The organism is Streptomyces sp. Inha503 (assembly GCF_047215865.1).
GTDB classification, from domain to species: Bacteria; Actinomycetota; Actinomycetes; order Streptomycetales; family Streptomycetaceae; genus Streptomyces; species Streptomyces lycopersici.
Map to the genome: position 1 here is coordinate 9,008,413 of NZ_CP178360.1, position 12,707 is coordinate 9,021,119.

Consider the following 12,707-nt stretch of genomic DNA (forward strand, 5'->3'; position numbering starts at 1 on the left):
TTCAGGCCGCGGGGCCGGGCCGGGACGGCGGCACCGCCGGTACTGACGGCTCGGATGGCTCGGACCGCCCGGACGGCTCGGACGGCCGCCAGGTGGCCGAAATGGTCAGGTTGGCGTTCCCATTGGCGCCCACGATGCCGAGTTTGAGGTCCTGGCCGACCTGCACCCCGAACTGCACGGTGAACTCCTGTGGCGGATGCGGGGCCGAGCTGACGGCGTCGTGTACGTCCTGGAGCACCGGCCCCAGCCCTCGCAGGATGACGCCCAGACCGGCGTTGGCGAGCGTGGCCGCGGCCCGCGCCCCGCGCCCCACCGGGGTCACGCCGCCGACGCCACCGACGCCGCCGTACTCGTCCTCGGGGGAGGCGTCTCCTACGGGGGCCAGTTCCAGCCGTACGGTCGTGCCGTCCGCCAGGGGGATCTCACGGTGTTCCGTCACATTCCTCATCATGCCGATCATCAGGCGTCCGGTCTGCCCCTTCGCACCAAACGCCGCCGGAACGACGGGCGGGGGAACGGGGCGCGGCCACGGGGCGCGGGGCCACGGGGCGCCCGCCCCACCGCGTGAGGTCGATGTCGGATTCCCGCGAGCCTGCCCCCACCCCGCTGGCGGATGCTTGACCCATGCACACCGACACCGACCGGTGCCTCCGCGCCGCACAGGCGAAGGACGCCCGCTTCGACGGGTGGTTCTTCATCGCCGTCGTGACCACCGGGATCTACTGCCGGCCGAGCTGCCCGGTCGTCGGGCCCAAGCCCGAGAACATGCGGTTCTACCCCAGCGCCGCGGCCGCCCAGCAGGCCGGGTTCCGGGCCTGTAAGCGGTGCCGTCCGGACGCCAGCCCCGGCTCGCCGCAGTGGAACGAGCGGGCGGACTTGGTAGCCCGCGCCATGCGGCTGATCGCCGACGGTGTGGTGGACCGGGACGGGGTCCCGGGCCTCGCGGCCCGGCTGGGATACAGCACCCGGCAGGTCGAGCGACAGCTGCTCGCCGAGCTCGGCGCGGGCCCGCTCGCGCTCGCCAGGGCCCAGCGGGCACAGACCGCGCGGCTGCTGATCGAGACCAGCGCCCTGCCGATGGCGGACATCGCCTTCGCGGCCGGATTCGCCAGCGTCCGCGCGTTCAACGAAACCGTACGGGAGATCTTCGCGCTCTCCCCGACCGAGCTGCGGCAGCGGGCCGGCCGGGGGCCGCGGACCAGCGTGCCCGGCGCGCTCACGCTACGGCTGCCGTTCCGGGCGCCGCTGTGCCCGGACAACCTCTTCGGCCACCTCGCCGCCACCGCCGTCCCCGGCGTCGAGGAGTGGCGCGACGGCGCGTACCGGCGCACCCTGCGGCTGCCGTACGGACCCGGGGTGGTCGCCCTCAGCCCCCGGCCGGACCACATCGCCTGCCAGCTCTCCCTCGCCGACCTGCGCGACCTGGCCGGGGCGATCAGCCGCTGCCGGCGGCTGCTCGACCTCGACGCGGACCCGGCCGCCGTGGACGACCTGCTCCGTACGGACCTCCAGCTGGCCCCACTGGTCGACAAGGCCCCGGGGCGGCGGGTGCCGCGCGCGGTGGACGCGGACGAGTTCGCGGTGCGCGCGGTGCTCGGCCAGCAGGTGTCCACGGCGGCCGCCCGCACCCACGCCGGGCGCCTGGTGGCGGCGCACGGCGAGCCCGTGGAGGACCCGGCGGGCGGTCTGACCCACCTCTTCCCGACCGTCCAGGCCCTCGCCGGGCTCGACCCCGAGAAGCTGGCCATGCCCCGCACCCGCCGCACCACCCTCACCGGGCTGATCGACGCGCTCGCCGAGGGCCGGGTCGCGCTCGGCGTAGGCAGCGACTGGGACGAGGCCCGCACGCGCCTCGGTGCGCTGCCGGGGCTCGGCCCCTGGACCGTCGAGGTGATCGCGATGCGCGCCCTCGGCGACCCGGACGCCTTTCTCCCCACCGACCTCGGAGTGCGCCGGGCCGCCGCCGAACTGGGCCTGCCCGCCACGCCCGGCGCCCTCACCCGCCACTCGACCCACTGGCGCCCGTGGCGCGCCTACGCCGTCCAATACCTATGGGCCACAGACGCGGCCCACGCCATCAACCGCCTACCGGCGGCATAACGGCCCGAGGAACACCATGACCCGCACCCACACCACCATCGACAGCCCCTACGGCCCCCTAACCCTCGTAGCCACCGGCACCGACCTGTCCGGCCTCTACATGCTCGAGCAGCGCCACCGCCCACCCGAGGAGACCTTCGGCGGCCCCGGCGACCCAGCCGACACCCCCTTCGCCGAAACCATCCGCCAGCTCACGGCGTACTTCACGGGCGAGCTGACCGAGTTCGACCTGCCGCTGCACCTGGACGGCACGCCCTTCCAGCGCCGCGTCTGGGCCGAGCTGCGGGCCATCCCGTACGGCGAGACCTGGTCGTACGGCCGACTGGCCGACCGCATCGGACAGCCGACCGCCTCCCGCGCGGTGGGCCTGGCCAACGGCAAGAACCCGATCGGCATCATCGTCCCCTGCCACCGAGTGGTGGGCTCATCCGGCAGCCTCACCGGCTACGGCGGCGGCCTGGACCGCAAACGACGGCTGCTGGAGTTCGAGGCACGGCAGGAACTGCCCGGCCTCTTCTGACGCTGAAGTCAGCGATCAGCGATCAGCGAAGTCGGCGATCAGCCCGCGGCGATGCGATCCAACAACACGGGCAGCGCCACACCGATGGGCTCGCGAACGACCTCGTCCGCGAGCTCGTCGTACGGCGTCGGCTCCGCGTTGACGATGATCAGCCGAGCCCCATGCTCGGCGGCCAGCCCGGCAAGCGAGGCCGCGGGCTGAACCTGGAGGCTGCTACCGACCGCGATGAAGATCTCGCACGCCTGCGCCACCGCGACCGCTTCCGTCAGCACCTCCGGATCGAGGTTCTCCCCGAACATCACCGTGGCCGACTTCAGGATCCCGCCGCACTCCCGGCACGCCGGATCCGCCTCACCCGCCGCGACCCGCTCCAACGCCTCGTCCATCCCGGACCGCGCCTCGCAGTGGGTGCACCGCACGGCCCGCGCGGTGCCGTGCAGTTCCAGCACCTTGCGCGCGGGCATCCCGGCGATCTGGTGCAGCCCGTCCACGTTCTGGGTGATCACCCGCACCGGCACCCCCGAGCGCTCCAGCCGGGCGATGGCCTCATGCGCCCCGTTGGGCCGGGCGCGCAGCGCCTCGCTGTCGCGCCGCATCTCCCAGGAGCGGCGCCGGATGTCGGGGTCGGTCATGTAGTACTCGTACGTCACGAGCTTCTCCGCCTCGGGATCGCGCCGCCACAACCCCTGCGGACCGCGGTAGTCGGGGATCCCGGAGTCGGTGGAGATGCCCGCCCCGCTCAGGATCGCCACCAGCGGCCGGTGCGTCGCCTCACTGCTCATGCGGCGAGCGTACGCACGCGTCGCGACCGGCGGCGAGTGCCTTTAACCGGACGGGTAGAGTCCGGCCCGGCACAGGTCAGGCACGGCACAGGTCAGGCCCGGCACAAGCACGGCACAGGCACGGCATACGGGGAGAGTACGGGGATGGGACGGTTTCTCTGGCTGAGCGGGCAAACCCTGAGCGGGCAAACCCGGAGCGAGAAGGAGCAACCGCCGCAGGACGGCGGCCTCACCTGGCAGATACGGATCTCCGATACCGCCCCCCAGCCCGGCCGGGCCTTCGGCCCCCTCGCCTTCCCCGAACGCCGCGACCCGCCCGGCGGCGATCTGAAGGCGTACCGCGCCGCCCGTAAGGACGGCACCCGCGTGTTCACCCTCTGGGCCGACCCCTACCGCGGGCAGGTTTTCGCGCAGGTTGTCACCGCGTCGGCGGTCAAGGGTGGTCCGGCCACGTACGAGGTGCTGGGCGCCGCCGGTGAATCCCTCGCCCTCATCACCCGCGAACCGGCCATGAGGGGCGGCAGGATCCGCACCCGCTGGACCGTCCGGCAGACCGGCGCGCCGCCCGCCGTCGGACTGAAGGGGCGGGCCTTCTGGTGGTTCGTGTGGTGGCTGATCTCACCCGTCCAGGTGGCCATCGCGATCGGCAGCATCATCGGTGGCGGTGACGTCGCCCGCACCCCGCGCCGTACGAAGTGGCGCGCCGACCGCCGGATCGTCCTCGACTTCCACAGCGGCCCCGGCGGCGCCTTCGAGCTCGAGGCCGTGGCGGACTGGTGGGACAACCGCGTGATCGCTTCCCTGGTCGCCCTGCTCGAAAGCCACAGCGGCTGGCTGGGCAGCGAATGGGACACCGCCGACCGCTGACACCCGCGTGCCCACCGTAGCCGGGCCGACCGGGCCCGATTCGCGCGGTACGTCACCGAGGCGTGGTGAGCGCCGACTTCAGGTAGTCCTCCACGCGCACCGTAGGGCGGCCGAGCAGATCGGCGAGCGTGGGGTCGACCGGGGCGAAGTCCCCTGCGCGGGCCGCGGCGAAGAGGCCGACGAGCAGGTCGGCCGACGGCTCGGGCACCCCATGGCTGACCAACCGCGCCCGGTACTCGTCGTCGGAGACGACCACCCGGCGGATCGGGCGGCCCGTCAGCCGAGTGAGGATCTCCGCGATTTCGGCCATGTCGATCACCTCGGGGCCGGTGAGCGCGGGGCTCAGGCCGTCCAGAACCTCGCCGGTCAGGGCGAGGACCGCCGCGTCGGCGAGGTCGGCGTGGGCGGTCCAGGCGACCGGCCCGTCCTCGGGCACGGCCAGGACGCCCGTTTCCAGCGCGCCCCTGACCAGCTCCACGGCCGATGAGATGTAGAAGCCGTTGCGCAGCGAGGTGAAGGGGACACCGGACTGCCGCAGCGCCTCCTCGGTGGCGGCGTGGTCGGGCATCGGGACGAACGGCGAGGACGGGCTCGCGCCCATGTGGCTCGTGTAGAGGATCCGCTTGGCCCTGGCCGCCGCCGCGGCCGCGATGGCCGTGCGGTGGCCTCGGACGGCGGCCTCGCCCGTGGTGCCCGTCGAGACGATCAGGATCTTCGAGGCGCCCTCGAAGGCGTGGGCGAGGGTGTCCGGGTCGGCGAAGTCGCCCCGGCGGACGCGCACGCCCCGCGCGCCGAGGCCCCGCGCCGCCTCCACATCGCGCACGCTGACGCCGATCTCCTCGGCGGGGACGGCTTCCAGCAGCCGTTCGGCGACCATCCGGCCGAGCTGGCCATTGGCTCCGGTAACGATGATCACGGCGATCTCCTCTGCGTGTTTCCAGTGCTATCGCCATCAACGTATCACCGGAAACGGAGAGTCGCTAACGGCGGCCTGTTATCGTTGGAAGCATGGAGAGGGAGGGCGCCATCGCGCCGAACGCGGACCACGACGCGAGCCACGAGGCAAACCGAGACCGCGACGGGAACCGCGACGGAAATCGGGACGGGAACCGCGACCGCATCGTCGCGGCCGCCGCCCGGCTGCTGTCCGACGGCGGCCCCGACGCGGTCTCGACCCGGGCGGTGAGCTCCGCGGCCGGGGTGCAGCCGCCGACCATCTACCGGCTCTTCGGCGACAAACAGGGCCTGCTCGACGCGGTCGTCGCGTACGGCTTCGCGGAGTACGTGAACAGCAAGGCCGCCGAGGAACCCACCGATGACCCGGTCGAGGACCTGCGCGCCGGCTGGGATCAGCACATCGGCCTGGGCCTGGCCAACCCGGCGCTGTACTCGCTGATGTACGGCGGGCACCGCCCCGGGGTGTCCTCACCGGCCGCCGTCACCGCCTTCGAGATGCTCGCCCGGCTCATCCGGCGCATCGCCGAGGCGGGGCGGCTCGCCATCCCCGAGGAGCGCGCCGCGGCCCTGGTCCACGCGGCGGGCTGCGGTACGACGTTCACGCTCATCGCCACGCCCGAGGACCGCCGCGATCCGGAGCTGTCCCGTACCGCCCGCGAGGCGGCCATCGCGGCGATCACCACGGACGCGCCCGCCGCCACCGAGCCCGGGCCCGTCGCGGCCGCCGTCACCCTGCGCGCCGCGCTGCCCCGGACGGACGCGCTGACCGCGCCCGAACGCGGCCTCCTGCGGGAATGGCTGGACCGGATCGCCGATCCGGAGCGTCGGCGCTCAGATACCCCCTAGCCCGAGACCGCCAGCCGGTGCGTACGCGCCGCCAGATCGCTGATGCGGGCCCCGTCGAAGCCGAAGACGGCGCTGCGCACCCGGTCCTCCAGCGGCTCGGTCCACTGCGCCGGGATGGCCGCCGCGCCGCACAGCACTCCCGCGACCGAACCGGCCGTGGCGCCGTTGGAGTCGGTGTCCAGGCCGCCGCGCACCGTCAGGGCGACCGTGGCCGTGAAGTCGCCCGCGCCATAGAGCAGCCCGGCCGTGAGGACGGCGGCGTTGGGCACCACATGGATCCAGGGCAGTCCGGCGGTCTCCCGCTCGAGCTGGGCGAGCGCGTCCGCCCACGCCACGCCCGCGTCGTGCAGGGACGCGATCCGGCGCACCGTACGGGCCAGGCGGCAGCGCGGCGGGATCCGGTCCAGGGAGCTGTCGACGGCGGCGCGCGGACCGTCCGCCGTGAACGCGGCCGCGATCAGCGCGGCCGCCCACATCGCCCCGTACACCCCGTTGCCGGTGTGGGAGAGGACGGCGTCGCGGCGGGCCATCGCGGCGGCGCGCCGCGGATCGCCGGGGTTGACCCAGCCGTGGACATCGGCACGGATCAGGGCGCCGATCCACTCCTGGTAGGGGTTGTCGAGGGTCGCGGTGAGCGGCGGCCTCACCCCGGCCGTGAGATTGCGGTAGGCGGCCCGCTCGGCGGTGAAGGTCTGTAGGTACGGCAGGCGCAGCAGCCACACCTCGCCGACCTGCTCGGTGCTGAAGCAGGGGCCGTACGTCTCCAGCAGGTGCAGGCCGAGGACGGAGTAGTCCACGTCGTCGTCCCGGCAACTGCCGTGGATCCGGCCGCGCACACAACTCTGCCATTCGGGGCGCAGCTCGAACTCCACCGGGTCGGGCGGCGGCTCCAGCGCGGGGAGGTAGTCGGTCAGCGGGAGGGCGTCGGCGCGGCGCAGATACCGGTCGATGCGGTCGCGGGTCCAATGGTCGCCGTTCTCGACGGGTTTGCCGAGCATGTTCCCGGCGATCCGGCCGAGCCAGCCGCCGAGGATCCGGTCCGCGAGTGCGCTCCCGCTGAGGGCCATGGGTCAGGTGTACCGTTCCAATGGGAGTTGGCCAGTGTCGGTCAACTCGCTACAGACCAGGCTGTTTGGGGCCTGGTGACCTCGCGAACGGTCTTCGAGGTCGGGGAGCGGCACGAGTTGGTCACTTTGGCGCGGTCGGGTCTTGCCGCCCTGGTGAGGCGTGCCCGTTGTCCTGGGTGGGCTCGTGGTCCCGTGTGGCCTGGGCAGGGATGCGGTCTGGCCGGTAGCTCTCCGCCGCCCGATCCTCTGGTCGGGTGCGGTCGTACCTGGCCGACGCCGGATCCTGTGTCCCAGGCCACGCCGTCCGATCGCCACGGCGGCACTGTGGTGCCGGGTGACGGTGGTCTTGGTCTGCTGCTGGAGCGGGCTCTTCCAGTACCTCTCGCCCCAGATCGAGGTGTACGCGGGGTCGACGGCGATGACGGCCAGGCCCTGGTGACAGGCCATGGAGCGCAGTCGTTCGCGGAAGCGTGCGGTAGGGATCTGGGCCACGGTGCGGCGGAAGGCCTTGCCCCGGCGGCCGCGGCCCATGGTCTCCCGGCCGGTGGTGCGGGCGTCGGCGAAGCCCAGGTTCTCGATCACGATGGCGGCGCAGTCGTGCTCGTGGGCGAGGGCGGTGAGGCGCGTGATGGCCGCTCGCAGGTGTCCGTCCCGTGTGGTGGTGGGGCCGGTCAGCTCCAGCGGGATCGTGTGGGGTTCGCCGACGGGGTTGCCGTGTGGGTCGAGGACGATGGCGGCGAGGTGGTCGGCGTTGAGGTCGACGGCGAGCAGTCTCGCGCCGGACGCCCGGATCTCTTCCGGGCTCGGGGGTGGGGTGGTGCTGGTGGACCATGACGCGTCCAGGTACCAGCGGGCGCGGGCGGGGTCATGGACGATGTCGTAGCGCAGGGCCCGGTGGGCGCTGACCCGGTCCAGCCACTCCGGCCGGCGGTGGTGGAAGGTGACCGTGCAGGAGAGCCGGTAGCGGCCGCGCGGGGCGTTGGCCAGATACCGCAAGGGTTCTGGCAGCAGCAGCGTGAGCGAGCCGTCCGCGGGGTCGACGGTGATGGTGTAGTTGCCGTGCGGGGCCCCGGACTCGCCGTCGGCGGTCAGGAACAGGCGGGCAGCATCCCACCGCTTCCGCCAGTCGGCCTCGGTCAGGCCGGTCTCCGCGAGGCGGTGACGGGTCCCGGCCAGCCGACGCCCGCCCACCGTGACTGACGGTCGCCCCTGGTCGATCTGCTGCTCGACCACCGCCAGCCGGGCTTGGAGCTTGCTCAGGTGCCGCTGTTTCTGCCAGCGTTCCGCCCGGTCGGCATACCCGCGCACCTGGCCCTGCCTGTGCCCGCACGCCACCGCCAGCCGCTGTTCGATCTTCCAGATGCGGCGGCGCAGACCGGCCCGTTCATCGATCAGGCAGCGCATCGACAGCTGGTACTGGTCTTCTGACACCCGGGTCATCGCGCCCGCCCACCTTGACGAGGACACCGCCGTCAGCTGCTTCTTCCGCTCCGCCCGCCCGGTCTGCCGCGCCGGGACGTTCCCCGTCCGGACACGTGCGGCGAGATCGGCCCGCTGGTGGTGGCCCAGGTGCTTGCCGACCAGCGTCAGGACCTTCACATCCGCCGCCGTCAGATCCTTCAGCCGGTCCCGGATCCGCGCGCCGCACGGAGCGGCCACCGTGAACGGGGCAGCGATCACACGCAGCTCGCGCTCCCTCCCCCGCTTGCGCGCCACCAGCCACTCCCATCGCCGCATCGAACGAATCCGCCATCACCGATCATGCATTCCCCATACCCCCAACACTCTGAGAAGCGGCCCCGCTCACCCCATCGAGCGACACCCCGGCCAACCACGACCAACAACCGAATCAGCAGTCGGCAACCCGTCTGAGGTGGGTGTACCGGCGGGTCCGTGCCGGATAAGGTCACAGCGGCGCGACCGCCTGTGCGAATGCGAGGGGTTACCAAGGTGACGGACGCTGCGAGGGCAGAGGGCGGGACAGGGACCAGGACATGGGCGGAGGGCCAGGCGACGCCTCCGAAGCGCGTGCTGATCGCCGCGGACAAGTTCAAGGGCTCGCTCACCGCGGTGGAGGTCGCCGAGCGCGTCACGGCGGGTCTGCGCCGCGGCGCGCCCCGGGGCGGCGAGGGCCTGCGGATCGCGGCGCTGCCCGTCGCCGACGGCGGGGACGGCACGGTGGACGCGGCGGTCGCGGCCGGTTTCGAACGGCGCGAGGCGCGGGTCACCGGCCCGCTGGGCGCGCCGGTGACGGCCGCGTACGCGCTGCACGGGACCACGGCCGTGGTGGAGATGGCCGAGGCGTCCGGGCTGCGCCATCTGCCGAAGGGGGTCTTCGCGCCGCTCACCGCGACCACGTACGGCAGCGGGGAGCTGCTGCGCGCGGCACTGGACGCGGGCGCCCGCACGATCGTCTTCGGCGTGGGCGGCAGCGCCACGACGGATGGCGGCGCGGGGATGCTCAGCGCGCTGGGCGCGCGCTTCCTGCGGGAGGACGGTACCCCTGTCGCACCGGGCGGGGGCCCGCTGCGGGACCTCGCGACGGCGGATCTGTCCGGCCTCGACCCGCGCCTCGCACACACCGAGACGGTCCTGGCCAGCGACGTCGACAACCCCCTCACCGGGCCGAAGGGCGCGGCGGCGGTCTACGGCCCGCAGAAGGGCGCGGGCGAGGACGATGTGGCGGCCCTGGACGCCGCGCTCGCCCACTACGTACGCGTCCTGGAGCGCGCGGTCGGAGCCTCGGCCGCCGAGTACGCGCTCGCGCCCGGCGGGGGCGCGGCGGGCGGCATCGGCTTCGGCGCACTCATCGGCCTGGGCGCGGCCTTCCGACCCGGCATCGAGGTGATGCTCGACGTCCTCGGCTTCCCCGCGGCGCTGGAGGGCACCGACCTGGTGATCACGGGGGAGGGCTCGCTGGACGAGCAGACCCTACACGGCAAGGCCCCGGCCGGCGTCGCGGCGGCGGCCCGCGCGCGGGGCATCGAGGTGGTCGCGGTCTGCGGCCGCCTGACCCTGGCCCCGGCGGCCCTGGGCAACGCGGGCATCCGCCGCGCCTACGCCCTCACCGACCTGGAGCCGGACCCGGCCCGCTGCATCGCCGAGGCCGGCCCTCTCCTGGAACGCACCGCAGCCCGCCTGGCGGCGGACTTCCTCGCCTGACAGCGCGCCCCACCGGGGGGCTGTTCCCCACCCCGCCCCTTCCCGAACCGAGGTCAGGCCCCCGGCCCCCCGCCGGGGCTGCGCCCCGCGCCCGACGGGGCTGTCGTGGGTTTCGCGGGGCTGCGCCCTTGCCGTGGTTCCGTGGGTTCGGCTCTGCCGTTGGGCCGCTGGCCGAGGGTTTGTTCCCCACCCCGCTCCTTCCCGAACCCGGGGGCAAGCCCTCGGCCCCCACGGGGCTCCGCCCCGGCCCCCACGGGGCTCCGCCCCGGCCCCCGTGGGGCTCTGGCTCGCGCCCCGTGGGGCTGCGTCCCGGCCCCGGTGGGGCTCCGACTCGGCCCCCATGGGGCTGCGCCCCAACCCCCAGGGCTGTGCCCCGCCCCCACGGGCGGGCTGTGCCCCGGCCCCCGCCGGGAGCTGCTGGAGCCTGCGGGGCTGGGTCCCGGATCTGCGGGGCTGTGCTCCGATCTCCGCGGGCCTGCGTTCGGACCCGCAGGGGCTTGGTCCCAGGACCCAGGGGTGCGCCCTTGCCCTCGCTCCGTGGGTCGGGCTCTGCGGCTGCGGCCCCTGGTTCCTCGGCCTGGGAGGGCACCGGCCCCTGCCCTCGCCCGGCAGGGGCTCGAGCGTCGCGGCGGCGGCAGAGGGGGGGGCGGAGCCCCGGTGGGGGGCCGGGGGCTTGTCCCCGGATTCGGGAAGGGGCGGGGTGGGGAACAAGCCCCTGGCAGGGCCACCGGGCCACCCGGTCCGGGCGGAGGCCCCGCGGGCGGGGGCGGCCCCGGAACGCCGAACGGGGTGGGCCCGAGCACAATGCTCGGGCCCACCCCATCCGGCAGATGCGGCCGCCGGCCGCTACGGCAGCTGGGCTGCCCTTGCCTCGCGGCGGTTGTCGCGGAACGCGTTCACCCGGCGCGCCGTGGCGAAGAGGGGGATCACCGCGCCCATGACGACCTGGAGGGCGCAGGCCGACTGGAGGAGGAGCTCACCGCCGGGGGCCTCGAAGGCCCAGGCGGCCAGCAGGGCCATGCTGGTGACGATCCAGCCGAGCATGGCCACCGCGAGCCGGCCGCGCGGCTTCGGGTACTCCACCCGGCTCACCATCAGCCACGCCACGCCCACGATCGCGAGCAGCGTCGGCACGAACGGCAGCCCCAGCAGCACCACCGAGACGACCGTCAGTGCGCCGAACGGACTCGGCATGCCCTGGAACACGCCGTCACGCAGCGTGACACAGGAGAATCTCGCAAGCCGCAGCACCACCGCCAGCAGCACCACGATCGCGCCCACCACCGAGACCCGCTGATACGCGTCGTCGGACACCATCCCCCAGACGAGGACGAAGTACGCGGGGGCCAGCCCGAAGCTGATCAGGTCGGAGAGGTTGTCCAGCTCCGCGCCCATCGCCGAGCTGCGCAGCTTCCGCGCGACGAGCCCGTCGAAGAGGTCGAAGACGGAGGCGAGCAGCATCAGCATCACCGCGGAGGCGGCGCTGTGCCGGGTCATCCCGCCGTCCTCGCTGCCCGTGAGGTGCGGGATGAGGACGCCGGTGGTGGTGAAGTAGACCGCCAGGAAGCCACACGTGGCATTGCCCAGGGTCAGCGTGTCGGCTATCGACAGCCGCGTCGACAGCGGCATGTCGTCCGTCTCGTCGACGCAGGTCGCGTCCACCTCGGCCTCGGGGACCCAGGCGGCCTGCGTATCGGGATCAATCACGGTCAAGGCGAGTCACCCCCGCGGTGGTGGCCTGGCCGACCTCGACCGCGACATCGACACCCTCGGGGAGGTATACGTCGACCCGCGAGCCGAAGCGGATGAGACCGATCCGCTCACCCTGTTCGACCTTCGTGCCCTGTGGCACATAAGGCACGATACGCCGGGCGACGGCGCCGGCGATCTGGACCATCTCGATGTCGCCCAGCTCGGTGTCGAAGTGCCAGACGACCCGCTCGTTGTTCTCGCTCTCCTTGTTGAACGCGGGAACGAAGCCGCCGGGGATGTGCTCCACGGAGGTCACCGTACCGGCCAGCGGAGCGCGGTTGACGTGGACGTTGAGCGGGCTCATGAAGATGGCGACGCGGGTGCGCCCGTCCTTCCACGGCATGATGCTCTGCACCACGCCGTCGGCCGGGGAGATCACACGGCCCTGCGTGATCTCTCTCTCGGGGTCGCGGAAGAACCACAGCATGCCCGCCGCGAGCGCGGTGGCGGGCACGGCGACCGCCGCCCAGCGTCCGGAGCGGCGGGACCGAGCAAGACTGACCGCCGCGGTGGCGACGGTCGGGAGGAGCCACGGCGACGCTCCGCGCGCGAGGCGTACACCGGCCAGGCTGTCGCGTTGTGCAGAGGATTGGCTGTGGGGCATGGATGACCTTCGTAGCGGAGGATGCCGCGACGCAAGACTGGGGACGGCGG

General features: G+C 73.5%; 12 protein-coding genes. 5 read left to right on the forward strand and 7 right to left on the reverse strand.

Annotation, left to right across the window (positions count from 1 at the left end; translation table 11 throughout):
- Position 1: 1 nt before the first annotated feature.
- On the reverse strand, positions 2 to 448 hold the full coding sequence (locus tag ACJX2R_RS38180) for a CU044_2847 family protein (protein ID WP_413103794.1): 447 nt from the start codon (positions 446 to 448) through the stop codon (positions 2 to 4).
- A 176-nt stretch (positions 449 to 624) separates the two neighbouring features.
- Between ACJX2R_RS38180 and ACJX2R_RS38185 the strand changes: the two genes are divergently transcribed.
- Positions 625 to 2,100 (forward strand): AlkA N-terminal domain-containing protein, encoded by a 1,476-nt coding sequence (locus ACJX2R_RS38185; protein ID WP_413103795.1) that lies wholly within the window; start codon positions 625 to 627, stop codon positions 2,098 to 2,100.
- A gap of 16 nt (positions 2,101 to 2,116) precedes the next feature.
- Positions 2,117 to 2,620 carry a methylated-DNA--[protein]-cysteine S-methyltransferase gene (locus ACJX2R_RS38190; protein ID WP_413103796.1) on the forward strand — a complete coding sequence of 168 codons (504 nt, stop codon included), beginning with the start codon at positions 2,117 to 2,119 and terminating at the stop codon, positions 2,618 to 2,620.
- Between the two features lie 38 nt (positions 2,621 to 2,658).
- On the opposite strand, the gene ACJX2R_RS38195 is transcribed toward ACJX2R_RS38190, so the two are convergent.
- Positions 2,659 to 3,402 (reverse strand): SIR2 family NAD-dependent protein deacylase, encoded by a 744-nt coding sequence (locus ACJX2R_RS38195; RefSeq protein ID WP_413103797.1) that lies wholly within the window; start codon positions 3,400 to 3,402, stop codon positions 2,659 to 2,661.
- Positions 3,403 to 3,546: 144 nt separating this feature from the next.
- On the opposite strand from ACJX2R_RS38195, the gene ACJX2R_RS38200 reads away from it, so the two are divergent.
- Positions 3,547 to 4,269 (forward strand): hypothetical protein, encoded by a 723-nt coding sequence (locus ACJX2R_RS38200; RefSeq protein WP_413103798.1) that lies wholly within the window; start codon positions 3,547 to 3,549, stop codon positions 4,267 to 4,269.
- 52 nt (positions 4,270 to 4,321) lie between these two features.
- Here the strand turns inward: ACJX2R_RS38200 and ACJX2R_RS38205 are convergent, their stop codons facing one another.
- Positions 4,322 to 5,185 carry an NAD(P)H-binding protein gene (locus ACJX2R_RS38205; protein WP_413103799.1) on the reverse strand — a complete coding sequence of 288 codons (864 nt, stop codon included), beginning with the start codon at positions 5,183 to 5,185 and terminating at the stop codon, positions 4,322 to 4,324.
- Positions 5,186 to 5,277: 92 nt separating this feature from the next.
- Between ACJX2R_RS38205 and ACJX2R_RS38210 the strand changes: the two genes are divergently transcribed.
- Complete coding sequence (locus tag ACJX2R_RS38210; RefSeq protein WP_413103800.1) at positions 5,278 to 6,072, forward strand: TetR/AcrR family transcriptional regulator; 795 nt, start codon at positions 5,278 to 5,280, stop codon at positions 6,070 to 6,072.
- On the opposite strand, the gene ACJX2R_RS38215 is transcribed toward ACJX2R_RS38210, so the two are convergent.
- Positions 6,069 to 7,139, reverse strand: a complete 1,071-nt coding sequence (locus ACJX2R_RS38215) for an ADP-ribosylglycohydrolase family protein (protein WP_413103801.1) — start codon at positions 7,137 to 7,139, stop codon at positions 6,069 to 6,071. The two genes, ACJX2R_RS38210 and ACJX2R_RS38215, sit on opposite strands and share 4 nt — an antisense overlap.
- 3 nt (positions 7,140 to 7,142) lie before the next feature.
- On the reverse strand, positions 7,143 to 8,876 hold the full coding sequence (locus ACJX2R_RS38220) for a hypothetical protein (protein ID WP_413103802.1): 1,734 nt from the start codon (positions 8,874 to 8,876) through the stop codon (positions 7,143 to 7,145).
- 291 nt (positions 8,877 to 9,167) lie between these two features.
- Between ACJX2R_RS38220 and ACJX2R_RS38225 the strand changes: the two genes are divergently transcribed.
- Positions 9,168 to 10,301, forward strand: coding sequence for a glycerate kinase (locus ACJX2R_RS38225; protein WP_413106047.1), 1,134 nt, complete (start codon positions 9,168 to 9,170; stop codon positions 10,299 to 10,301).
- A gap of 846 nt (positions 10,302 to 11,147) precedes the next feature.
- Here the strand turns inward: ACJX2R_RS38225 and pssA are convergent.
- Both pssA and ACJX2R_RS38235 read right to left on the reverse strand, forming a co-directional pair.
- Positions 11,148 to 12,014: a CDP-diacylglycerol--serine O-phosphatidyltransferase gene (gene pssA, locus ACJX2R_RS38230; RefSeq protein ID WP_185057963.1), complete on the reverse strand. Its 867-nt coding sequence runs from the start codon at positions 12,012 to 12,014 to the stop codon at positions 11,148 to 11,150.
- Positions 12,001 to 12,657 carry a phosphatidylserine decarboxylase gene (locus ACJX2R_RS38235; RefSeq protein WP_413103803.1) on the reverse strand — a complete coding sequence of 219 codons (657 nt, stop codon included), beginning with the start codon at positions 12,655 to 12,657 and terminating at the stop codon, positions 12,001 to 12,003. Before ACJX2R_RS38235 ends, pssA begins: the two co-directional genes overlap by 14 nt.
- Positions 12,658 to 12,707: the final 50 nt, after the last annotated feature.